The organism is Kamptonema formosum PCC 6407, assembly GCF_000332155.1.
In the GTDB taxonomy this organism is placed as follows: domain Bacteria; phylum Cyanobacteriota; class Cyanobacteriia; order Cyanobacteriales; family Microcoleaceae; genus Kamptonema; species Kamptonema formosum.
The window spans coordinates 1,084,428-1,107,809 of the sequence record NZ_KB235904.1 but is presented as its reverse complement, the minus strand read 5'-3'; the positions used below and the strand labels follow the sequence as shown (position 1 = coordinate 1,107,809).

The following is a 23,382-nucleotide window of genomic DNA, read 5'->3' as shown; positions in this document are numbered from 1 at the left end:
CATCTTCCCCATCTTCCTCATCTCCCCCATCTCCCCCATCTCCCCCATCTCCCCCATCTCCCCCATCTCCCCTATCTCCCCCATCTTCCTCATCTCCCCTATCTCCCCCATCTCCCCCATCTCCCCCGCTCCCCCGCTCCCCTGCGGCAATCAAACCGCATCTAAGGCTCGAATCTCTGCTTTGGCAACAGTAGGATCTATGAGCGATCGCCGAACTTGAAATCCTAGTTTTTCACAAACTCGCTGCATCCCGGAATTTTCTGAGAGAATTTCGGCTGTAATTCGATCGATCCCTTCATCCCATCCCACTTGGATCAATCGTTGCAGTAATTCTGTTCCTAATCCTTGACATTGATAGCGATCGCTTACTAATAGCGCAAATTCAGCTTCATTCCTGCCGTGTAATTTACTCAAACGGGCAACAGCTAAAATTTCATGAGTTCCAGTTTCAGGGTTTTCATAATCAGCGACGAGGGCCATTTCGCGATCGTAATCAATAAAGCAGAGACGAGTCAATCGTTCGTGAGCAATACGCTGACTAAGTTTGATTAAATGGAAATAGCGCAAATAAACGCTTTGCTCAGATAGAGTTTTGTGGAATTGGATCATCAATGGCTCATCTTCTGGACGAATCGGACGAATGGTAATGGAAGTACCGTTCTTCATCGTCCAGGGAGTCACATATTGGTTGGGATAAGGACGAATCGCTAATTTTGGTAATTGGGTTTCATCAATGTCTGATTCGTGTAAGATAATCCGAGCATCGAGAGCCAGCAATTGTTCTGAACTTGCCAATAGAGGATTAATGTCAATTTCTTTAATCCCACGTTGTTCTACCACCAGTTGACTAAACTGCACCATCAGTTGTTCGAGGCCCGCTAAATCAACAGCCTTGCGTCCTCGCACGCCTTTTAATGCTGTATAAATCGCGGTTTGTTCCATCATCCGGCGTGCCAGAGTGGTATTAAGAGGTGGTAGAGCGATCGCCCGATCTTGAAATATCTCTACTAATTGTCCGCCAGTTCCAAACAGCAATACTGGGCCAAACTGTGGATCGAGATTACTACCAATAATCAGTTCGTATCCCTCGCGCTTAATCATCGGCTGGACAGTAACGCCGAGGAAGTCGGAATCGGAGGAGGTAGAGGAGTTTGAATATCGGGAAGAAACAGCGTTATAAATAGCTTGGTAAGCCTGTCTGACTGCGTTTTCATCATTCAAATTTAACTGTACTCCGCCCACATCTGTTTTATGGGTGATAGTTTTAGAGAACAGTTTGAGAACTACAGGATACCCGATCGCATTTGCGCGTTCAACGGCTTGCTCTTCAGTTGTCGCAATTACAGTTTCAACAGTGGGAATGCCATAAGCGGCTAGAATCTGCTTAGATTCTACTTCAGTCAGAATCGTTCGCCCTTCTTGATGAGCAGCATTAATTATTTCTTCAGCCTGTGTGCGACTGGAACCATGTTCTCCAAAGGCAGTGGGTAAAATTGGAGTTTCGTAGATTCCTTGTAGATTGTAGCTCGATCGCCACATATAACTAAATACCTGCACGGCTGCATCTGGATAGGGATAGGTGGGAATCCCAGCTTGATTTAGCAATAACTCACCCTCTGATACCTCGCTTCCACCCATCCAACTAGCAATTATGGGCTTACCTGAGAGTTTGGCGTAAGGTTTTAGCTGTTCTGCGGTTTGAGTGGGATCGGTCATTGCCTGGGGTGTGAGAATGACTAGGAGTCCATCACTGTCAGGATCGTTGGCTACAACTTCCAGGGTTTTAGCGTAGCGTTTGGGATCGGCATCTCCTAAGATATCGATCGGGTTGTGATGGCTCCAGTGAACGGGTAGGATAGCATCAAGTTCTGCGATCGCTTCCGTCGATAATTCTGTCAGTTGACCTCCGGTGGCAATCAGCGCATCTGTTGCCAATACACCAGGGCCTCCAGCATTAGTAATGATGGTTAGGTTCGGGCCTTTAGGACGAGGCTGTTTTGCCAGCACTTCTGTCATATCAAATAAATCCGCGATCGTATTTACCCGCAATACGCCGCAACGTCGGAAAGCAGCATCAAGAACTGCATCGCTGCCAGTTAGGGCTCCCGTGTGGGAAGCCGCAGCCTTAGAAGCCGCTTCCGTATGACCCGGTTTTAAAACAATAATCGGCTTAGTTAATGCTACCTCGCGGGCAGCAGATAGAAAGGAACGGGCATCCCCGATCGATTCCATATAAATTGCAATGCTTTCAGTATGGGGATCGTCACCGAGATAATCAATTAAATCTCCCCAATTTACATCCAGCATGGAACCGATGGAAACAAAGGCGCTGAAACCCACATTTTCCCGGCGACTCCAATCTAAAATTGCGGTACACAAGGCCCCACTTTGGCTGATAAAACCGACCTTTCCCGGACGGGCCATGCCATTAGCAAAGGTGGCATTGAGTCCAGTAATTGGGTTCATTACACCTAAACAATTGGGCCCAATCAGCCGCATTTGACTTTGACGCACCTGTTCTAATAGCTGGTGTTCTAGTTCAATACCTGCTGTTCCGGCCTCTTTAAAGCCAGCCGAAAGCACGATCGCACCTTTAACTCCTGCGGCAATACATTCGCGAACGATCCCTGGGACTGTGGGTGCAGGAGTCGCGATCGCGACTAAATCTATTGGTTCTGAAATTGCCGCAATTGTGGGATAAGCTTTGATACCCAAAACACTAGATCGTTGAGGGTTTACAGGAAAAACTGTTCCACCAAATGAATTGCTAATCAAGTTCCAGAGTAGGGTTCTTCCTACACTACCAGGTCTTTCTGTAGCTCCAATAACAGCGATGTTTTTGGGTGTAAAAATAGCGTCTAATGGACGATATTCGGAGCGCAAGATGTCGTATGCACGTTCGCGCAGGATCTCTTGGGAATCATGGGCGACAGATATTGATTCTAATTGGGATGTTGTTTTCATGATTGTAAATTTCTTCAAAAGGGAAACGTATCGTCTAAGGTCAAGGAAGAAATTTTTGTGGCTGTCTTCTACCTTGAAATCACTAATTAAATTATAAGCTATTAGGCATTTAAAACTGTGTTATCTGTAACCGTTACCTCAACTTTCTAACATCCTTATAACCTCTCCTTAACTTCTCACATCTCCCTAGCCTCTCCTCTAAGGATAAAGGAAAGGAATGATTTTTTTGGGTGGGAAAAGGAATAAATTTGTTAGGAGTATGGAAGGAATATGTAGATGAATGAATCTCCTAATGAAATGCGTAAAAGCTTAGTGGAGAGAAATCTTGCTGAATATCTTGGTTGGGAATTACCTAACTTTAACTATTATAGGAATTACGCTCATGGATCTAGAAACCGGGTTTTTGAGAGAATCGTGGATAAGGGCGAAGTATTTTCGTAAAAAACCCGGTTTCTTTGGTTGGTGCGTAAGTCCTGTATTAGTAACCTCCGTTAGGAGCATAAACTCCAATTCTATTAATCTATAACTTTCTCTGAAACATTCTACAACCTGATTACATTCTACAACCTGATTTAAGTATGACACTTGGGAAAGTCTTATTACTGAAAAATTAGCTGTGACCTCTCCCCCTCCCGCCCCCTCCCCCTTCAAGGGGAGGGGGAAATTTCTTTTTTTCTCTCTTTCTTTCTTTTTTTCTCTCTTTCTTTCTTTCTTTCTTTCTCTCCATTCCCTCGTAGGGAAGGGGACTGGGGTTAGGTCTTTTTCAAACATAGAATATTCCCATTCCATCGTTATTGGCATGGGAATATCAAGCTTTCGCTATGCAACTGGAGTAGGCAGAACTTCCGAAGGTTCCAAATCGAAAAACTCGACCTTTGTACTATTACCAAAGTAAGCTAGAAGGTACAACTCTTTCAGGTCACTAATCAGCGGATAGCGGGGATTTGCGCCTGTACATTGATCGTCAAAAGCTTGTTCAGCCATGAGTTCAACTTTGTCGTAAAATGTGCGATCGTCTCCGCCTAAAGTTTCGCGAATCGTAGCAGGAATTTCTATTTCCTGCTTTAATTGTTCCACTGCTGCCACCAGTTTTTCAACTTTCTCATCTGGGGAATTGCCACCCAGTTTTAAATAATCCGCAATCTCAGCATACCGCTCTTTAGCGTGAGGGTATTTGTATTGTGGAAAGATGGCTTGTTTGAAGGGCACATCTGTGGCATTGTAACGAATTACATGAGAAATCATCAAGGCATTCGCTAATCCATGCGGTACGTGGAAAGTAGACCCTAATTTATGCGCCATTGAGTGACAGATGCCTAAGAAAGCGTTGGCAAAGGCCATACCTGCGATCGTTGCTGCATAATGTATTTTTTCCCGTGCTTCTGGATTGTGGGCACCGTTATGGTAAGAACGGGGTAAATACTTGAATATCAGTGCGATCGCTTCTAGTGCTAAGCCTTCAGTAAACTCTGTAGCTAGTACGGAAACGTAAGATTCTAAGGCGTGAGTTAAGGCATCAATCCCACCATAAGCGGTGAGTTTTTTGGGCATACTTAACACTAATTCGGGATCGACGATCGCCATATTCGGTGTGAGTGCATAATCCGCCAGTGGGTATTTGATCCCGGCTTGTTCGTCTGTCACCACTGCAAAAGGTGTCACTTCTGACCCCGTACCAGAGGTAGTAGGAATCGCCACTAGGATCGCTTTTTTACCGAGGGCCGGTAGCTCATAAACCCGCTTGCGGATGTCCATAAATCGCATCGCTAACCCCTCAAATTCTACCTCTGGATGCTCGTACATCAACCACATTACTTTAGCTGCATCCATTGGGGAACCACCACCGATCGCAATAATTACATCGGGTTGATAGCTATTGAGTAAATCCAATCCTTTTGTAACATTGGCAAGAGTTGGATCGGGCTCAACTTCGTGGAAAATATCATGCTTCACCCCCATGTCATCTAAAATCGTGGTGATTTTTTCGACTAATCCCAAATCGAATAGTGGTTTATCGGTGACGATGAATGCTCGTTTTTTGTCGGCTAATTCCCGCAAGGCGACAGGAAGACAACCAGATTTAAAGTAAACTTTGGGTGGTACTCGGAACCAGAGCATATTTTCTCGCCGCTCTGATACTGTTTTAACATTGAGCAAATGATGAGGAGTAACGTTCTCGGAAATGTTGTTACCGCCCCAAGTGCCGCAACCGAGTGTTAAAGACGGGTCTAGTTTGAAGTTGTAGAGGTCTCCGATCGCACCTTGAGAGGAGGGGGTATTAATCAATACTCGTGAGGTTTTAACGGTGTTTTTGAAGTAGCTAATATCATCCAATTTTTCAGGATTGATATACAAAACTGCCGTATGTCCCTGTCCGCCAAACTCGACTAATCGTCCGGCTTTATCCACTCCATCCTTGAAACTACTTGCCCGATACATTGCTAAAATTGGAGACAGTTTTTCATAGGAGAATGGTTCATTTGTGCCAATTTCTTCGACTTCTCCAATCAAAACTTTGGGCAATGTGCAGGGTACGGGATTGTGGCTTTCGGTTTCTGCACGGTTCTTACTTTGGAACTCTAAACAGACTAACCCAATTTGTGCAAGTTGCGCGATCGCACCCACTGATTGCCCGACAATTGCGGGATTGATATGACCATCTTTCAGCAGAATTTTACTTACTTTTTCCTTATCTTCTGGTGTTAGGAAGTAAGCGCCTCGCTCCATAAATTCTTGCTTCACTTGGTCGTAGATGGTATCAAGAACAATCACCGATTGTTCGGAAGCACAAATCATACCATTGTCAAAGGTTTTGCTGATTAAAATCGAACTGACAGCGGTTTGAATGTCGGCCGTTGTATCAATTACCGCCGGAGTATTACCTGCACCAACACCTAAAGATGGATGACCAGATGAATAGGCGGCTTTGACCATTCCGGGCCCTCCGGTTGCCAAAATCAGCTTGATATTGGGATGCTGCATTAAGGCTTGAGATAGTTCGACAGTGGGTTCGTCAATCCAGCCGATAATGTTTTCTGGTGCTCCGGCTGCGATCGCGGCTTCTAGCACAATCTTAGCGGCTTCCATTGTGCTACGCTTGGCTCGTGGGTGAGGAGAGAAAATAATTGCATTGCGCGTTTTCAATGCAATTAAAGCTTTAAAAATAGTAGTTGAAGTGGGATTGGTGACGGGAACAATGCCAGCTAATACTCCCATTGGTTCCGCGATTTTTTGAATCCCAAAGGATTTATCTTCTTCAATTAAGCCACAGGTGCGCTCGTGTTTATATTTGTTGTAAATGAATTCTGAGGCGAAGTGATTTTTAATCACTTTATCTTCAATAGAACCCATTCCTGTCTCTGTAACTGCCAATTTTGCTAACTGAATGCGTTGAGTATTGGCGGCTATTGCGGCTTTCTTGAAGATGGTATCGACTTGTTCCTGAGAGTAAGTTGCATACTTTTCTTGAGCAGCTTTTACTTGTTGAATTAGTGTTTCGAGTTCTTGGAGATTAGTGACAACCAATTGCATAAGTACCTTCCTATTTGGTTAGCTTTTAAACAGCCTTAATTCCACGACTTCTGAAAATCTCTAGCGTTTGTTGGATCAACTCTGGTGTGGGAGATTCAGTATCTTTGAGTTGATAGTCGTAGCCCAAATTTTCCCACTTGTATTCGCCCATTTTGTGAAATGGTAAAACTTCTAATTTCTCGATATTTTTTAGGCTGGCAACAAAGTCTGCTAGCCCTTCGACGTTGTGGGGATCGCTACTTAAACCTGGCACGAGAACAAACCGAATCCAAGTCGGTTTATTGATTTCACTCAAATATTTTGCCAGAATTAATGTTGGTTCGAGCTCGACACTGGTAATTTTCCGATACGTTGCAGGATCGAAAGATTTAATATCGAGTAAAACGAGATCGGTAAATTCTAAAACTGGCTTAGCTACCTTCAACTCGCAGTATCCAGAGGTGTCTAATGCCGTATGAATTCCTAATGCTCGACAACGTTTAAAAATTTCTGTGACGAAGTGAGGTTGAAATAATGCCTCACCTCCACTAATGGTAACACCACCGCCAGAAGAATTCATGTAAGATTTGTATTTCTGAATTTCTTCTATTAGTTCATCAACGCTGACCTTTTTACCGTTTTCTAGATATCGGCAATCTGGATTAGAACAGTAAAGACAACGTAGGGGACAGCCTGATGTGAAGATAATAAACCGAATACCGGGGCCATCAACGGTTCCACAGGTTTCGATTGAGTGGATGTAACCAAAAACAGATGTAGAAACTGACATGGTTGCTGCTTCCTCTTGTTGGATTCCTCAACCTTTAAATTTATTATACGCTAAAGAGTTTGGGGAAGTTGTGAGGAGAGTGGTAGGGAGGGGGTTTGAATGTTATGATTCGTTGATAAGGTAGGCGGGGAATAGGCTATAACTTCGTGCTAGCTTAACTTTGAGGGTTTACAGATAGCCTGGTTAAATTGTGTTGTTACTTGTTTGAGATTGCTCAATTTGCTGCTGATGAATCAAGATAGGTAAACAACAAAGCCTTAATGTGAGCCACCATGTGTCAATAGTCCGGACAGTTTTTAAGCAGCCAGAGTACCATAAGACAAGACTGAGGGGAGGTTAGGATGATTTAAAATCAAGTCCTTAATGTTCATAAGGCAGTCTGTTAAGCTCAGTTTTTTTAAGCTTAACCTAAAGAGTGTCTTTTTTTCTGCCTTTGAGATTCAAATTTTACTTACTTTTTTGTGGACGGGCGATCGCGTCTCTACTCCAAAACTGTCCGGAGTATTGATGTGTAAGACATTAATGGACTCATAAACTCACTTGATTCTGGCTTAATTGCAGCGCTAGTTACGGCTGCCAGAATTTCAAAAACAGCTTGACTTTGACACGGATAGATAGTCTTTCCAGAAGTGATCCACCGACAGCCTAAATAGCATAAAAACTAAATTATGCACCAAATTTTTCATATCCCCATAAACGGGAATATACGGAAATTCTCAATACATCACCTGATTTAGTGATGATACCCAGAAACTTTCCGTATATCTCCCGCCAATTAATTAAGTAACTAAAGTGTCACCTAACTCCATTGACTTAGAAGCGATCGTGGAACGTCCGCTTAATCACATCCAACTGCTGTTCTCTAGTTAACTTAATAAAGTTCACAGCATAACCAGAGACTCGAATTGTCAATTGTGGATATAATTCAGGATGATCCATCGCATCCAACAACATTTCTCGATTTAAGACATTCACATTGATATGATGTCCGCCATCGTGGAAATAACCATCTAACATCCCCACCAGATTTGTAAACCGCTCGTCCTCTGTTTTACCCAAGGCTCCTGGTACAATCGAAAATGTGTTCGAGATACCATCTTGTGCGTAAGCGTAAGGCAATTTAGCAACAGAGGCAAGAGATGCGATCGCACCCTTAGTATCCCGTCCGTGCATTGGATTTGCACCCGGTGCAAAGGGTTCGCCTGCTTTCCGTCCATCCGGTGTATTACCCGTTTTCTTACCATAAACCACGTTAGAAGTGATGGTGAGTACCGATTGTGTGGGAACAGCATTGCGATAAGTCTTGTACTTCTTCAGCTTGCTCATAAAGGTTTTCACGAGCTCGACTGCAATTAAATCTACGCGATCGTCATTATTACCGTACTTAGGAAAATCACCTTCGATTTGATAATCAACGGCTAATCCATTTTCGTTACGCAAGACTTTCACCTTGGCATATTTGATCGCCGAGAGTGAATCTGCTACAACTGACAACCCAGCAATACCACAGGCCATCGTGCGGAAAACATCGCGATCGTGCAATGCCATTTCTAACCGCTCATAGCAATACTTATCATGGCTACAGTGAATAACGTTCAGCGTATTGATGTAAGCTTTTGCTAACCAGTTCATCATCAAATCGAACTTCTGCATTACTTCGTCATAACTCAGATATTCGGAAGTAACGGGTGCGTAGGCAAGGGCAATTTGTTCGCCCGATTTTTCATCTTTACCGCCATTAATCGCATATAGCAAGCATTTTGCTAAGTTAACCCGTGCGCCGAAGAACTGCATTTGTTTGCCAATTCGCATCGCGGAAACACAGCAAGCGATCGCGTAATCATCTCCCCAATAGGGACGCATCAGATCGTCGCTTTCATATTGAATCGAACTCGTTTCTGTAGAAACTTTTGCACAGTAGTGCTTAAATGCTGCCGGTAATCGTTCTGACCACAATACCGTCAAGTTTGGTTCAGGTGCCGATCCCAGAGTAAATAGCGTGTTAAGAACGCGGAAACTGGTCTTTGTGACCAAGGGACGACCATCTTCACCCATACCCCCTATACACTCAGTCACCCAAGTCGGATCTCCAGAAAACAAATCGTTATAATCAGGAGTTCGTAAAAAGCGAACCATTCGCAATTTCATTACAAAATGGTCGATTAGTTCCTGAAGTTCCGATTCAGTAGTTGTGTTATTCTTCAGATCGCGCTCAAAGTAGATATCTAGGAAAGTCGAGACTCGTCCCAGCGACATTGCAGCGCCATTTTGCTCTTTTACTGCTCCCAGATAGCCCAAATAAAGCCACTGCACGGCTTCCTTCGCATTCATGGCTGGGCGACCAATATCAAAGCTATAGCTTGCTGCCATTGTCTTTAACTCAAACAAGGCTTTGATTTGTTCGTTAATCTCTTCTCGCAGCCGAATGATATCAACATCAATGCTATCAACTTCGAGAGATTCCAGTTGATTTTTCTTATCGTCAATCAGGCGATCGCATCCATACAACGGTACTCGACGATAATCGCCAATAATACGTCCTCGCCCGTAAGCATCGGGCAATCCGGTAATGATACCAGAGTGACGAGCTAACCGCATTTCGCGAGTGTAGCCATCAAATACACCATCATTATGAGTTTTACGATATTTGGTAAAAATTTCCTCAGTAGCAGGATCGAGCTTATAACTATAGGCTTCTAGCCCAGCTTTTACTACACGAATCCCACCAAAGGGCATAATTGCTCGTTTCAAAGGTTTCTCAGTCTGCAAGCCGACAATCTGTTCTAAGTTTTGGTCGATGTACCCTGGCTTGTGAGCTGTAATTGTAGAAACGACAGCCGTATCTGCATCTAATATTCCTTTTTCTCGCTCTTGAGCCATTAACAGAGTTACTTGGTTCCAGAGCATTTTCGTTCTTGCTGTTGCACCAGCTAGAAACGATTCATTCCCTTCATAGGGTTTATAATTCTTTTGGATGAAGTCACGTACATCTATTTCCTTCATCCAATTGCCTGAATTAAATTCTTGCCATTGTTCAAACATATTCTTATGTGCCTCCTGGCTTGAGTAGGTGATGAGAATTAAGCCATGAGTCTCAAGACATCAGGTTTCAAGGTGGCGTATAACATCTGAAGATAGTTTAGTCACTAGAACCCTGTTTCTCGTCTCGAATCTATTGTAAAAAAAGAATTTGAGGAACCTGTGAGGAAAGATCGCCGATAACTAGGGGAAGAAGGGGCTAGGGGCTAGGGACTAGGGGCTAGGGGAAGAAGGGGCTAGGGGCTACGATGCTCAGGACTAGGGGAAGAAGGGGAAGAAGGGGCTAGGGGCTAGGGGCTAGGGACTAGGGGAAGAAGGGGAAGAAGGGTAATACCATTTCCCTAAAAGTATGCTATAATAATAATGAGATTTTGAGGAGTGGTGCATGAAAGTAAATTACCAAGAAAGAATTGATTTAAGCGTTGGGGAGTTAAAAATAATTTTGTCGCAGCAGCGAACTATAACTAACCGACAAAAAATTCAGGCACTTTATTGGTTAAAAGCGGGATTAAGTCCCAGCCTTACAGATGTAGCAGAACGTTTAGGGGTACATAGGATAACTGTAAATAGATGGTTAAAACAATATAGTTTTGGCGGTCTACCCGCACTGCTAAAAATCGGAAAATCAACTGGTAGACCTAGAGTAATCCCTTCATCTGTAATAGCTGGATTATCAGAGAAATTAAGTGAGGAATCATGTGAATTTAAAAGTTATAAAGAAATTGGTAAGTGGGTAGAAGAGAAATATCAAATATCAGTCAAGTATCAAACATTACACAAGCAATTACACTATCGAATGAAAGCTAAATTAAAAGTACCAAGACGTTCGAGCATCAAAAAAAACAAAGCGGCAGGTATAGAGTTTAAAAAAAACTAAAAAATTACTAGAAGTCGCTTGGTGGTTGGAGTCTCTAACCCCTAAGCCAGCAGAAAATGGGCTGAAATATTGGTGTCAAGATGAAACAAGAATTGGCTTAAAAACAATTGAAAGGAAAAGAATTACAGATGAGGGAGTCAAACCGATAGGTAAAGTTCAATGGAATTTTAAAGCCTACTATTTATATGGTGCAGTTGCGCCACAAACAGGAGAAAGTTTTTGGTTAGAGTTCTCTCATCTAGATGGTATGTGCTTTCAAATGTTCTTAGACGGGCTAGCCGAGAAATATCCCGATCATTTAAATGTTATCCAATTGGATAATGGAAAGTTTCATCAAAGTAGTAGGCTAAAAATACCGGATAACATTTTACTTATTTTTCAACCACCATACAGTCCTGAATTGAATCCAATTGAGAGAATATGGTCACACATAAAACAAGAACTAAGTTGGGGAATCTATGAAAATCTAGAGGGTCTTAAAGAAAAAGTTTGCGCTTTTCTGGGGTAACTTTCAACAGAAGAAATAGCATCTATAGCCGGATGGGACTATATTTTATCAGCCCTAGCTACTGTTGCATAACTTTGGAGAATTGGTATTACCTGAGCATCGGAGCATCGGAGCATCGGAGCCCCTTCTTCCCCTAGCCCCTAGCCCCTGTTTACTCTGACAAATCCATCTGACCGCGATATCCTGTGATAATACGGCTGCCATCTTTGAGAACGTGAATTTCAACTTGGTCGCTTGCCCAAGTTAAGCGATCGCTCAACTCAGGGTTGAAAACATGGACTTGCTGATTGCTAGAAGAAACCAGAGAATCTGGACGATTAACTGCCAAAGATTCTATATAGGGCCCATCAATTAAGATATCGAGTTCTGCTAATAAATCTTCAACGCCAGCGGGAGCATAGGGTGAGTGTAGCTGCTCTAGGGTAAAGCCTGTAAATGACATGACGTTTAGTCCAGCCGCTTTGACTTGACGGGCCAGTTGCGCTAAGGCTGGTGCTTGCCAGAAAGGTTCTCCCCCGGAGAAGGTCACGCCTTCATGACGAGGGTTACTCAAAATTTTATGAGCTAATGTGTCAATTGACATGAGTTGATTCATCTCAAACGACCAGGAAGCAGTATTAAAACATCCGGGACATTCCCGCAGACATCCCTGTACCCAGATCACAGCACGACATCCAGGCCCATTAACTTCTGACTCATCGACATATCCCATGATGTTGAGATATCCAGCAGGAATGTCAATGAGTTCCAGATAAGGATTGACTTTTATTTGTGTCATGCTGCGACTCCTTTAGTTAATTTATGAACCAAGCTTGGTGATTTAGCAGCGGTTGTCTGCTCACAATTTCTCTATGCGCTTTGAAATGGAGCTACTTAAGAAATTATCTTAAAAAGATGAGGAACTTGTGAGGAGAGCGATCGCATTAAACCATTCTCAGAGAGATCGCTATGGGGTTGTGGGAAATCCTCGCTTCTTCACAGTTTCCTCAAGTTTGAGAGCTATTTTGGATGTTGAACCTTAAGTGAAGGCGATGGTGGTCTTTCTAAAAGCTATCGTGGTTTGGTTGGCGATCGTACTTGCCGAAACTCTACATGGTACGGCTCGAACTCTATGGCTTGCACCCTACATCGGGAATCTTCCTGCTCGGCAAATTTCCTTCTTTACAGGGTCAATTTTGAGCTTGGCGATCGCTACTCTCTTTGTGCAGTGGCTTCATGCGTCGCATACCCAATTGTTAAGGGTTGGCGCACTATGGGCAATACTAACTCTAGCATTTGAGATTGGCTTGGGGCGCTGGATTTTAGGCTACTCCTGGGAACGGATTCTGGCGGACTACAACCCATTGCAGGGTGGTTTGATGGCTTTTGGGTTGGTAATTCTCACTTTGGCTCCATTAATGGCAACAAAGCTACGCGACAGTTGGATGAAACGAAGTTGCTCTTAGATGTAGTAAGTAGAAGGAAGAAGGAAGAAGGAAGAAGGAAGAAGGAAGAAAAATTTAGTTATCTAGGAGAGAAGGAAGAAAAATTTAGTTATCTAGGAGAGAAGGAAGAAAAATTTAGTTATCTAGGAGAGAAGGAAGAAAAATTTAGTTATCTAGGAGAGAAGGAAGAAAAATTTAGTTATCTAGGAGAGAAGGAAGAATGTTTCTACAGTCAGCTTTTTAGCCATCCCGATCTTATGTTTAATTAGGTGGATTTACTTACCGATGTGGGTAAGAAGATTGGCGATCGCAATTTGTCGAGGTAAAATGTTGTGCTTGCCAGCATTAAGACTCAATCTTTGGGATTGAAGTGATGGAAGGATTTGCCGGGGGGAGACTTTAGTTCGCCGTATTCTTTGCTATTCGTGATGCGATCGCCTGACTAATTACTAGAAATTCTACCCTAGCCCCTAGTCCATCTCCCCATCTCCCCCATCTTCCCCCTCTCCCCCATCTCCCCCATCTCCCCCTCTTCCCTAGCCCCTAGCCCCTAGCCCCTCTTCCCTAGCATAGCCGCGTTCATCTATAAAAATCTGTAAAAAAGGAACCGCCCGAACAGTAGTCCGGGCGGAGTGTGGTGTGAGGAGTGAACGGAAACTAAATGGTCTCCGCTTTCTATATTGTGGCATCTCCTTCTGGATAATTGCAGGGATTTTTGTAATTTGCTAGACTACTTAACAATTTTTTGACCCACCCCCTCTAAAAAGGGGTGAGCTTGCGCTGTTACAAAAATCTTTTAAAGCTATGCTGGTAGGACTTCAGGAATCTACTTACCCATACCTAACTGCTGAGCTTTTTGATAGACCTTACCTTCAGTCAGTAGTGAAGGAGCGATCGCCACTTCTACTTGCTGCATTTCCTTAAGATTCTTAGCCCCCAACGTACCCATGCTAGTTTTCAGAGCACCGAGTAAATTGTGAGTACCGTCATCTAGCAGTGCGGGCCCGCGCAAAATTTGCTCCAAAGTCCCAGTTGTACCAACACGGATGCGAGTTCCGCGAGGTAAAACAGGGCTAGGAGTCGCCATTCCCCAGTGATAGCCGCTACCAGGAGCTTCTGCGGCTCTGGCAAAGGGGGAACCAATCATTACGCCGTCGGCACCGCAGGCGATGCACTTACAGATATCGCCGCCAGTAATTAAGCCGCCGTCAGCAATGACAGTGACATACTTGCCAGTTTCTTGATAATAATCGTCCCGCGCCGCCGCACAGTCTGCGACTGCTGTCGCTTGGGGAACGCCAACGCCTAAAACACCGCGAGATGTGCAAGCTGCACCGGGCCCAATACCTACGAGAATGCCAGCCGCGCCAGTTTTCATCAAATTTAGGGCAACTTCGTAGGTGACGCAATTGCCTAAGATGACTGGAATAGGCATCTGTTGGCAAAACTGAGTCAGATCCAGAGGCGTTACCGATTCAGGGGAAAGGTAAGCGGTGGAGACGACTGTTGCTTGTACGAAAAATAAATCGGCTCCAGCTAGGGCAACGGCTGAGCCGTATTTGCTTGCGCCTGCGGGGGTAGCGCTGACGGCGGCAATTCCTCCCTGAGATTTAATTTCTTGAATACGTTGCTGGATTAATTCTGGCTTGATCGGTTCGGTGTAGAGTTCCTGCATCAAGCCGACAAATTCATCTTTGCCGACGGAGGCGATGCGCTCTAATATTGGCTGGGGATCGGCATAGCGGGTTTGGATGCCTTCTAGGTTGAGTACGCCTAGCGCTCCCTGCTGAGATAGGAGTACGGCCATGCGGACATCTACTACTCCGTCCATTGCACTGGCGATGATGGGGATTTCGCGATCGATGCCTCCGATCTGCCAGTGGGTGTCTGCCAAAATTGGATCGAGGGTGCGCTGTCCGGGGACTAGCGCGATTTCGTCAATGCCGTAAGCTCTGCGAGCTGTTTTGCCGCGCCCTATTGATATTTCCACTCTTCTGTACCGTTCCCAAGACTATTAGTTTAGGGTATCAAATTATTGCGGGGGTTTTGCGGTTTGGGGGGAGGTGGGGGAGGCGATGTCTGCGGCTGGCTAAGCCTTGGCGCTTATTGTCAGTTTAGAAACAGATCGGGGTGCGATCGCTATAAATTTCGGTCGATGGAGTGAGTACCAAGTTGGCGATCGCGCCGGATTGAATACTAAATCATAGATTGAATACTAAATATAGTTCTATAACTTCTAGGCGAGACGATCTCCGACAACCATCTTAGGCTTAGGTGTTTGCATTATAATTAATAACGCAACAACTATTTTAACTATTCTTTAAGAGAGGAAACTAGGTTATGGATACGATCGCAAATCTGTCTGGTTATGAGGTTACAGAAGAACTATATTCAGGCAGCAGGGTAAACGCATCTAAATTAAGTTGACATAAAATCATATTTGTGCATAACTATTCTCTGAGAGAAGCATTCTTAAAACTCTTAAATCTGATGCAATTAACCCAGTTAAAATCGAGCTTTAAGAACTTCTGAATTCTTAAAGCTGAATCAATTTAGATCGGGAATCCGTTTTCCTGTTTCAGTAAATTGACAGCTAAACGACGTAGAAAAGCAAAATTTTCAGGAGAATGATCTTTACGAATGCGGCTCTTGTCTTCAGAAAAAGTAACATCTAATGTCCAATGTAAGCTATTTTCAATACCCCAATGACTGCGAATTGCTTGAGAAATCTTCTCGGCATTACTGGCTAAACTACTTAAATAAAACCGAACTTCTGTGGTAGTTTTATTCCACAAACGTCTTTCACTTACGACCATCACAATTGTTTTTAATCCAGTCCATAATGATTGATTATAAAGAGGTGGCAACTCTGAGACTGCCACTGTCCAAATTTGTCTTTTTTCAACTCGATGATGCCCTGCTTCTATTTGTTGATAATAGCTATGCTCTCTGCCAACAAACTTTTCTATTTTAGCTTTTCCATAGAGTTCTATTGCTACCCATCCATCCGCACCGCTGATGACAGCTAGAATGGCAATGGCTACAATATCTATTAGTAAATTCTCTTTACTTCTTTCTATTCTTGGATCGGTCAATGCCTCAAAATGGTTTAAAAAACTAACGTTCAATAAGTCGGTCGGATTCGATAGACCTATTGTTTTTTCTTGGAAAGTTAATGTTGAAGTAAACCCTTTCGCCATCGATCGTACCTATGAATTACACACTTGATTTAGCCAAATACTTCATCTTATCATATTTTAGGTTGAAATTAAGATGCGTTTACCCTGCAATCGGTAGTGATTCGGATTCGCGATAATGGTCGGGGTATTAGCGATGAGGTGAAACCGAAGATTTTTGACCATTTATTTACGACTAAAGATGTGGGCAAAGGCACGGGATTGGGTTTGGCGATCGCGCGTCAAATTGTGGTAGAAAAACATGGAGGCCAATTGATGTGTAGTTCGACTCTGGGTGTGGGTACTGAATTTGTAATATCACTACCTTTGAAAAATTAGAGCAATTATGCTATGATGGTTAGATTACATCCTCCTGCTCAATCAAGATTGATAGAGCGTGAAGCCACTGAAACAGAAGTAATTCCTACTGTTCATTGCTAAAGCCTGCTTACTATTCCCTTCTTCCCCTAGCCCCTAGCTATATTAGTTTGCCTAACAACAATAAACCTTACTCAAGATGAAACTGAAACGATTAGGCCACGTCGCCATTTGTGTCAAAGATATTGACAAAGCAGCCGAGTTCTACCAAAACTTAGGAATGGAATTAGCCTGGAAAGATGCAGACTGGGCCTACCTGAAAGCTGGCGATGATGGACTGGCCTTATTGAGTCCTAGTTACAACCAAGCAGGGCCGCATTTTGGGTTTGTTTTTCGCGATCGCGCGGAAATGGAAGCCGCCTACAACCAACTCAAAGCTGACGGCATCCCCGCCACCCACATCCACGAGCACCGCGACGGTACAGCCTCCTTCTACGCACGCGATCCAGACGGTAACGGCTTTGAGTACCTCTACGAACCGGCTTAATTTTAGATATTAAAAATGACCCCCAGACTGAGACATTGACGGTTGGTCGCTGCTTTCTAGCTTAGCTTTTCGCCTTGCTAACATTCGGGAGCCGTATCTGTTAGTCCAAACCTGGGTAAATTCTGCGCCTAAAAATAGAATTTGGGCCGAGTAATTAATCCAAAGCAAAAGTATTACAAACGATCCAGCAGCACCATAGGTCGATCCGATGCCGCTGCTACCCAAATATATTCCAATTAATGACTTACCGATGGTAAATAGGACTGAGGTGATCGCGGCTCCCACCCAAACATCATTCCAAACCAGTTTAACATCAGGTAAAAATTTATAAATCAAGGCAAAAAGCACTGTCACCACGCTAAAAGAGATACCAAAATCAATCAGTTGCCAAAGACCACTGGGGATATGCAGTAACCCATTTAACCACTGATTTATTGCTGTTAATACTGCGCTGATTACTAAAGAAACTAGGAGTAAAAAGCCAATACTGAGAATCATTGCAAAAGATAATACCCGGTCTTGCAGAAAACCTAGCCACCCGCGTCCCGGTGGTGGTTCAACATTCCAAATCATGTTAAGAGCTTCTTTCAGATTAGTAAATACGTTAGTTGCTCCCCACAAAAGTGTAGCCACACCAATGACAGTGGCGATAATTCCCGACTGGCGATGGGAAGCATTAGCTACAAGTTGCTGGATGGTTTCTGCACCGTCTTTGCCCACTAAACTTTGAAGTTGCCCTACAAGTTGACCTTGAGCGGCCTCTTGACCGAAGACTAATCCTGCGATCGCAATTACGATGATTAGCAATGGTGCTAGAGAAAACACTGTATAAAATGCTAAAGCTGCCGCTAAGGTAGGGGCTTTATCTTTTTGCCATTCTTTAAAAGTTTCTTTAATTAGGGATATGATTCTTTTCAATTTCACGGGATGAAGTTCCTTAATTTATACAGGAATTATGCAAATCTATTCGTAACCATTGATTTTTAGTCGATGGTGCCTAACTTCTGTAAGAGTTTGCTTCTTGAATTTTACTAAGGAGAGATTTTTTTTCGCCTCTGCCGTCGGATAGATATACTGATTAGTAATGTTTAACTAATTACGAACACTGATTTTAAGGATTACGCGGATTACACAGACGATCTTCTAATACGAACACTGATTTTAAAGATTACAGGGATTACACAGACGATCTTCTAATCTGTGTAATCTGAAAATCTGCCTCATCTATGTAATCTCAATTATTAATTACTAAATATCCTTGTTCCACCGCCAAGGATTAAAAAATACTACAATCTTGGCAAACGGATTTTATTTAGTATATCTTGTAATTGCTCAGTTGCACCGTTCAATTGTTCTGCCAAAGATGCAATTTTTCCATAAGCCTCAACTAAGCGATCGCCCTCAACATGAACCTCATCCGTTGGATAATTTTTAATCATTTCCATCACAGTAATCTCATTATCCTGACTCGCGGATAACACTAAAGCCGATCGCAAAGCCTCCCGATCCGCATCCTGTGAAGGAGGATGAATTACCTGACCAACCTCATCTAAAATCATTTTCCCAGGTTGACTATTGAGCGCTTGTTCTAAAAATCCTTTATTCACCTTGACAGGCTTTTTCAAAGCGCGGCGCACTGTCTCTGGGTTTTTATTCGCCTTCCCCAAAAGCATCTCTAACGCAGGTGACATTTGTCCAGTTTTTGTAAAATTCTCCAGTTCGCTGACGGGGATAGTCATTTGAATAATGGTGTATTTGAGTACCACTTTTTCAGCAGCGACCGCAGGATTGCTGTAGAAGGCAATTCCTACACCTACTGCTAAAAATAATGTGCATATATGTGCCAATTTTTTTAAGTGCATAGTTAATCCTCAAATCTCTTGTTACTTTAACTATAGCCAATTAGCAGTTGATTCATTAGCATTCTGTAATTTTAACCAGATTTAAGATTTGGGCTTATGTAGTCAATAAATAATGTCCCCCGCAAACCCAAAATCATAAATCAGGAATTACCATCATGAGCAATCAGCATTCTCGCTTTAATCCCTTTACCATCCTCAACCATTTTAGCCAGCAGTCTGCGGCCGCCGCTGTTGCTTTGCTAGTTGGCTCCTTGGGTGCTACAGCACTCCCGACTTGGGCAAATTCTCCCCAAAGAACGCCACAGGTGAGAACAATTTATGTCGATCCAGCCAGGGGAAGCGATCGCGCTAATGCTGGTAATCCAGCCGTGCCCTACCGTACCATCACTTATGCTCTTCAGCAAAGCAATTCTAACACTTTAATTCAACTAGCTCCGGGTAACTATAGCGCCCAAACGGGGGAAAGTTTCCCGCTAATAATCAAACCTAATGTAATTCTGCGCGGCGACGAAGTTAATAAAGGTAAGTCGGTACGAATTATTGGCGGCGCTAACTTTATTAGTCCGAGTTTTGCTAGACAAAATGTGGCAATTAGAGCTGAAAATGGCAGCCAAATTAGCGGTGTCACCGTTACTAATCCGAATACTCGCGGTACGGGTCTATGGGTTGAATCTGGCAGTCCGGTTGTTGCTAATTCTACCTTTTTTAATAGCCAACGTGAAGGTATTTTTATTACGGGTAGCAGCAGTCCTAAAATTAGCAATAATGTCTTTACTCAGAATAATGGTAATGGGATTTCTGCGGTGCGGTCTTCTCAAGGTGAAATCCGAGGAAATTTATTTCAAAATACAGGATTTGGGATTGCTATTAATGACTCTGCATCGCCTTTGGTTGCAGAAAATCGGATTATTGAAAATCGGGATGGCATACTAATTTCTCACTCGGCGCGGCCAATGCTCCGTAGTAATTTGATTGAAAATAATGTGCGGGATGGGGTGGTGGCGATCGCTAAATCTCAACCTGACTTGGGTACCGCAGGTAGTCCTGGCAAAAATATCATCCGAGGTAATCGGCGTTACGACCTCTACAATGCCACTCGTACTAATACCATTTTCGCGATCGGCAATCAACTCACCAAAACTCGGACTTCGGGCCCGATCGACCTGACGGCCAGCCGATAGAAGTTGCAGAACTCACTTAAATTAATGAGCGCCAGTCTTCCTATAGGTGGAGGCTGGCGCTCAGCTTAATATTATGATGTTATTTTTAGGGTCTTTATGAAAGCTGACCCCAATTGAACCGATTAAAAGGGATTTATGGTTAGAGCCTTTAAATTGGGTAGCTCTAATTTAACTATACTGATATTGACATAAACTTGTCAGGGATCAAGATTTTCGTAATAATTTCTTTATATTCTGAACTTTCATTGCTTCAGATGTCGCTGTGTCACGATTTGTAGCGTTTCGTTACTTTGACTTGGAGGAGCGGCGCGATCGCTGCTCTAGGCGGAACAGCCACACCATCAGAGCCACAACTCCGACTTGCAGAGCAAAATTGGGGATCGCTGAGCCAACTTCGCGACCGACCATGAGCTGACCCAGAAAAACCAGGCCACCGATGAAACCAGAAGCGCCGCAAGCGACGTACACAAACTGTCGTAGAGTTCGGTAGGGAGCCACCATCTCTGCTTTTAAGCGCTGATATTGTTCTGGACTGATTTGACGGGGAGTTTTCGAGCGATCGTCTGGCATTTGTTCGCAGAGGTAATAGATGATTGAGAACCCACGATGTAAAAAGGTGGGCATTTTTCCACAACTTATAATTTAGTCGATAAATGGTTACGCTAGTTCTATTAATGTATTTGTAATTTTTATAGGGATTTAATAAAACTTTACATTCTACCCGCATTCTGAATGGGTGTAGCAGATGTGGGGATCGCTCTTTTGGTAAGTCAATTAAATGGAAAATGGAGGCGATCGCTTTTGAAATTTTGTCACCATAGAGTAGCAACTAAGGTTGCAAATTATATACAAAAATTGACATAACTTGGCAGGAAAATCGCTAAATCAGGTCGAGCTTGTGTTTTAATTAAATAAAAGGGGGGAAAATATTAAGTAGACGGATTTTAATTAAACCTATTGTTTAAATTACCATCTAACTTGTGGCTTTTTAGTAGTTAGCTATTAACAATTAGCCTTCTTCCCTCTTCCTTCTTCCTTCTTCCTTCTTCTCTCTCTCTCTCTCTCTCTCTCTCTCTTCTTCCTTCTTCCTTCTTCCTTCTTATGTCAGATTCATTATTTGCTGATGCCAGCCGCAGATTAGAGCAGGCCTTGAAATATGTTTCGCTTTCAGAAGATACAACTGAACGCCTCAAATATCCTAAATCTACTTTAATCGTATCAATTCCAGTGCGAATGGATAACGGTTCCTTGCGAATTTTCCAAGGCTACCGCGTTCGCTACGATGACACCAGAGGCCCGACCAAAGGGGGAATACGTTATCATCCGAAAGTTTCTCTGGATGAAGTGCAATCTTTAGCCTTTTGGATGACTTTTAAATGTGCAGTTTTAAACCTACCTTTTGGAGGTGCTAAGGGAGGGATTACCCTAAATCCCAAAGAATTATCAAAGATGGAATTAGAACGATTAAGTCGGGGTTATATAGATGCGATCGCAGATTTTATCGGCCCCGATGTCGATATTCCCGCACCCGATGTTTACACCAATCCGATGATTATGGGTTGGATGGCCGACCAATATAATATCATTAACCGCAAACTTTGTCCAGCAGTTGTTACTGGTAAACCTGTCACCATTGGCGGTAGTTTGGGTCGAGATACGGCGACAGCAATGGGAGCTTTTTTTGTAATTGAAACCTTATTACCTAAATTTGATTTAGTACCACAAAATACAACTGTGGCGGTGCAAGGTTTTGGTAATGCCGGTGCAGAAATCGCCGAATTACTCTCGAAAGCTGGCTATAAAGTAGTTGCTGTTAGCGATTCCCAAGGGGGAATTTATGCCAAAAAAGGGCTAGATATTCCTAGTATTCGACAATTCAAAGAATCTAACCGCAGTATCAAAGCAGTTTATTGCGAAGGTTCGGTTTGTAACATTGTCGAACATGAAGTTTTGACGAATGAAGAACTTTTAGCTTTAGATGTTGATGTGCTAGTTCCAGCAGCCTTGGAAAATCAGATTACCGAGGCGAATGTGCATAATATTAAGGCTAAGTTTATCTTTGAAGTGGCTAATGGGCCTACGACTTCTGCTGCTGATAACATTTTAGCAACTAAGGGAGTTAAAGTCATCCCAGATATTTTAGTGAATGCTGGTGGAGTGACAGTGAGTTATTTTGAATGGGTACAAAATCGCAGCGGACTTTATTGGACATTGGAGGAAGTAAATCAGCGGTTAAAGTTGAAAATGATTGAGGAAACTGAGGTAATTTGGAAAATTGCTCAGGAGTTGTCAATTTCGATGCGGACTGCTGCTTATGTACATGGATTAAATCGCTTGGGAGAGGCGATGAATGCTAAAGGAACTAGAGATTATTATGTCAATGGTTGAGCGTTAAGCAGGACTGATGCACGTCGAGGTAGAAACCGGGTTTCTTTGTAGATATCTCGTTGAGAATCTTAGATTTTTCCTAGAAACCCGGTTTTTTTGCGTAAGTCCTGCTTTAATTTTTCTAGTCACTTTTACGACAACTCCAACCCTTGTGAGATTGGCCTTTACCTTGAGCTATTTTACTCATGTGGCCTTGATCTAAGCCATGTTCTCTACAAAATTTGGCGAGGTTCATAATTTTCTGTTCTTTACCATCTGGATTAATCACAACCCAACTATTGGATTTTATTTGACGCAGTTTCTCACCTTGACTTATAGGCATGACCTTTTTCTTAATTTTTTCTGGTTTTTCTATAACCAGTGGATCTGATTTACTAAATTTTTCTGAAATTAAGGTAGGAATAGGACGATCGGTGCGGTAACAACGATAACCTTTATGTTGCTTAAACTTTCCTTGAGCAACTTTAACCATACAGCCTGAGTCTAATTTGTGTGTTTTACAAAAACTGTTGAGATTACTGACAGGTAATTTTTCGCCATCCGGTGTAATAATCAGCCATTCTTTCGGCTGCGTGAGAGTTTTTATTGGCATTGACGAGTCTGAATAACCACATAGCCACCCTTTATAATTATTTAACTTCCCTTTGGCAATTTGAATCATTGCACTGTCATTCAAACCGTGATTTTTGCAAAACTGCCTGAGATTATTGATTTCAAAAATTTCTGCATCGGGGCTAACAATAATCCACTCTTTAGTTGACTGAAAGACTTTGAGTGGTTTTGGCGAATCTACATACT

At 43.0% G+C, this 23,382-nt stretch carries 19 protein-coding genes and 1 pseudogene; 8 read left to right on the top strand and 12 right to left on the bottom strand.

Annotated elements, in window-relative coordinates:
• Positions 1-150 precede the first annotated feature (150 nt).
• The 5 genes from OSCIL6407_RS0121760 to pflB all read right to left on the bottom strand — a co-directional run bounded on the left by OSCIL6407_RS0121760 (position 151) and on the right by pflB (position 10,306).
• Positions 151-2,964 carry a bifunctional acetate--CoA ligase family protein/GNAT family N-acetyltransferase gene (locus OSCIL6407_RS0121760; protein ID WP_019487661.1) on the bottom strand — a complete coding sequence of 938 codons (2,814 nt, stop codon included), beginning with the start codon at positions 2,962-2,964 and terminating at the stop codon, positions 151-153.
• A 348-nt stretch (positions 2,965-3,312) separates the two neighbouring features.
• Positions 3,313-3,735, bottom strand: coding sequence for a hypothetical protein (locus OSCIL6407_RS0121755; RefSeq protein WP_148288911.1), 423 nt, complete (start codon positions 3,733-3,735; stop codon positions 3,313-3,315).
• Between the two features lie 48 nt (positions 3,736-3,783).
• A complete protein-coding gene (gene adhE, locus OSCIL6407_RS0121750; RefSeq protein WP_007357776.1) occupies positions 3,784-6,495 on the bottom strand; it encodes a bifunctional acetaldehyde-CoA/alcohol dehydrogenase in 2,712 nt (903 codons plus the stop codon).
• Between the two features lie 25 nt (positions 6,496-6,520).
• The gene (pflA, locus tag OSCIL6407_RS0121745) at positions 6,521-7,264 is read right to left on the bottom strand and encodes a pyruvate formate-lyase-activating protein (RefSeq protein ID WP_007357775.1); all 744 of its coding nucleotides are present in this window, start codon (positions 7,262-7,264) and stop codon (positions 6,521-6,523) included.
• Positions 7,265-8,077: 813 nt separating this feature from the next.
• A complete protein-coding gene (gene pflB, locus OSCIL6407_RS0121740; protein WP_007357772.1) occupies positions 8,078-10,306 on the bottom strand; it encodes a formate C-acetyltransferase in 2,229 nt (742 codons plus the stop codon).
• A 382-nt stretch (positions 10,307-10,688) separates the two neighbouring features.
• On the opposite strand from pflB, the gene OSCIL6407_RS0121735 reads away from it, so the two are divergent.
• Both OSCIL6407_RS0121735 and OSCIL6407_RS31085 read left to right on the top strand, forming a co-directional pair.
• Positions 10,689-11,180, top strand: a complete 492-nt coding sequence (locus tag OSCIL6407_RS0121735) for a helix-turn-helix domain-containing protein (protein WP_019487659.1) — start codon at positions 10,689-10,691, stop codon at positions 11,178-11,180.
• 25 nt (positions 11,181-11,205) lie between these two features.
• Entirely contained in the window at positions 11,206-11,688 is a 483-nt protein-coding gene (locus tag OSCIL6407_RS31085; protein WP_019487658.1) for an IS630 family transposase, read from the top strand.
• A gap of 151 nt (positions 11,689-11,839) precedes the next feature.
• Here the strand turns inward: OSCIL6407_RS31085 and OSCIL6407_RS0121725 are convergent, their stop codons facing one another.
• A complete protein-coding gene (locus OSCIL6407_RS0121725; protein WP_007353262.1) occupies positions 11,840-12,466 on the bottom strand; it encodes a 4Fe-4S single cluster domain-containing protein in 627 nt (208 codons plus the stop codon).
• 253 nt (positions 12,467-12,719) lie between these two features.
• Here OSCIL6407_RS0121725 and OSCIL6407_RS0121720 point away from each other — a divergent pair, with 253 nt between their 5' ends.
• Positions 12,720-13,133, top strand: coding sequence for a hypothetical protein (locus OSCIL6407_RS0121720; protein WP_007353261.1), 414 nt, complete (start codon positions 12,720-12,722; stop codon positions 13,131-13,133).
• A complete protein-coding gene (locus OSCIL6407_RS0121715; protein WP_019487657.1) occupies positions 13,109-13,381 on the top strand; it encodes a hypothetical protein in 273 nt (90 codons plus the stop codon). The genes OSCIL6407_RS0121720 and OSCIL6407_RS0121715 overlap by 25 nt, the downstream gene beginning before the upstream one ends.
• Before the next feature lie 557 nt (positions 13,382-13,938).
• Here the strand turns inward: OSCIL6407_RS0121715 and OSCIL6407_RS0121710 are convergent.
• Both OSCIL6407_RS0121710 and OSCIL6407_RS0121705 read right to left on the bottom strand, forming a co-directional pair.
• Positions 13,939-15,102, bottom strand: coding sequence for a GuaB3 family IMP dehydrogenase-related protein (locus OSCIL6407_RS0121710; RefSeq protein ID WP_007354992.1), 1,164 nt, complete (start codon positions 15,100-15,102; stop codon positions 13,939-13,941).
• A gap of 562 nt (positions 15,103-15,664) precedes the next feature.
• On the bottom strand, positions 15,665-16,312 hold the full coding sequence (locus OSCIL6407_RS0121705) for an ISAs1 family transposase (protein ID WP_007354993.1): 648 nt from the start codon (positions 16,310-16,312) through the stop codon (positions 15,665-15,667).
• Between the two features lie 99 nt (positions 16,313-16,411).
• Here OSCIL6407_RS0121705 and OSCIL6407_RS37885 point away from each other — a divergent pair.
• Positions 16,412-16,627, top strand: a pseudogene (locus OSCIL6407_RS37885) (sensor histidine kinase); the annotation flags it as partial.
• A 178-nt stretch (positions 16,628-16,805) separates the two neighbouring features.
• The gene (locus OSCIL6407_RS0121695) at positions 16,806-17,153 is read left to right on the top strand and encodes a VOC family protein (protein ID WP_007354995.1); all 348 of its coding nucleotides are present in this window, start codon (positions 16,806-16,808) and stop codon (positions 17,151-17,153) included.
• Positions 17,154-17,162: 9 nt separating this feature from the next.
• Here the strand turns inward: OSCIL6407_RS0121695 and OSCIL6407_RS0121690 are convergent, their stop codons facing one another.
• Together OSCIL6407_RS0121690 and OSCIL6407_RS0121685 are read right to left on the bottom strand one after the other, a co-directional pair.
• The gene (locus tag OSCIL6407_RS0121690; RefSeq protein WP_007354996.1) at positions 17,163-18,077 is read right to left on the bottom strand and encodes a YihY/virulence factor BrkB family protein; all 915 of its coding nucleotides are present in this window, start codon (positions 18,075-18,077) and stop codon (positions 17,163-17,165) included.
• 362 nt (positions 18,078-18,439) lie between these two features.
• Entirely contained in the window at positions 18,440-19,015 is a 576-nt protein-coding gene (locus OSCIL6407_RS0121685) for an alpha/beta hydrolase (protein WP_007354997.1), read from the bottom strand.
• A gap of 155 nt (positions 19,016-19,170) precedes the next feature.
• Between OSCIL6407_RS0121685 and OSCIL6407_RS0121680 the strand changes: the two genes are divergently transcribed.
• Positions 19,171-20,196 (top strand): DUF1565 domain-containing protein, encoded by a 1,026-nt coding sequence (locus OSCIL6407_RS0121680; protein WP_007354998.1) that lies wholly within the window; start codon positions 19,171-19,173, stop codon positions 20,194-20,196.
• Between the two features lie 285 nt (positions 20,197-20,481).
• Here the strand turns inward: OSCIL6407_RS0121680 and OSCIL6407_RS0121675 are convergent, their stop codons facing one another.
• On the bottom strand, positions 20,482-20,766 hold the full coding sequence (locus tag OSCIL6407_RS0121675; protein WP_026103813.1) for a DUF3493 domain-containing protein: 285 nt from the start codon (positions 20,764-20,766) through the stop codon (positions 20,482-20,484).
• Between the two features lie 531 nt (positions 20,767-21,297).
• Between OSCIL6407_RS0121675 and OSCIL6407_RS0121670 the strand changes: the two genes are divergently transcribed.
• Positions 21,298-22,584 carry a Glu/Leu/Phe/Val family dehydrogenase gene (locus tag OSCIL6407_RS0121670; protein ID WP_007354931.1) on the top strand — a complete coding sequence of 429 codons (1,287 nt, stop codon included), beginning with the start codon at positions 21,298-21,300 and terminating at the stop codon, positions 22,582-22,584.
• Between the two features lie 121 nt (positions 22,585-22,705).
• On the opposite strand, the gene OSCIL6407_RS0121665 is transcribed toward OSCIL6407_RS0121670, so the two are convergent.
• On the bottom strand, positions 22,706-23,245 hold the full coding sequence (locus OSCIL6407_RS0121665; RefSeq protein ID WP_019487656.1) for a hypothetical protein: 540 nt from the start codon (positions 23,243-23,245) through the stop codon (positions 22,706-22,708).
• Positions 23,246-23,382 lie beyond the last annotated feature (137 nt).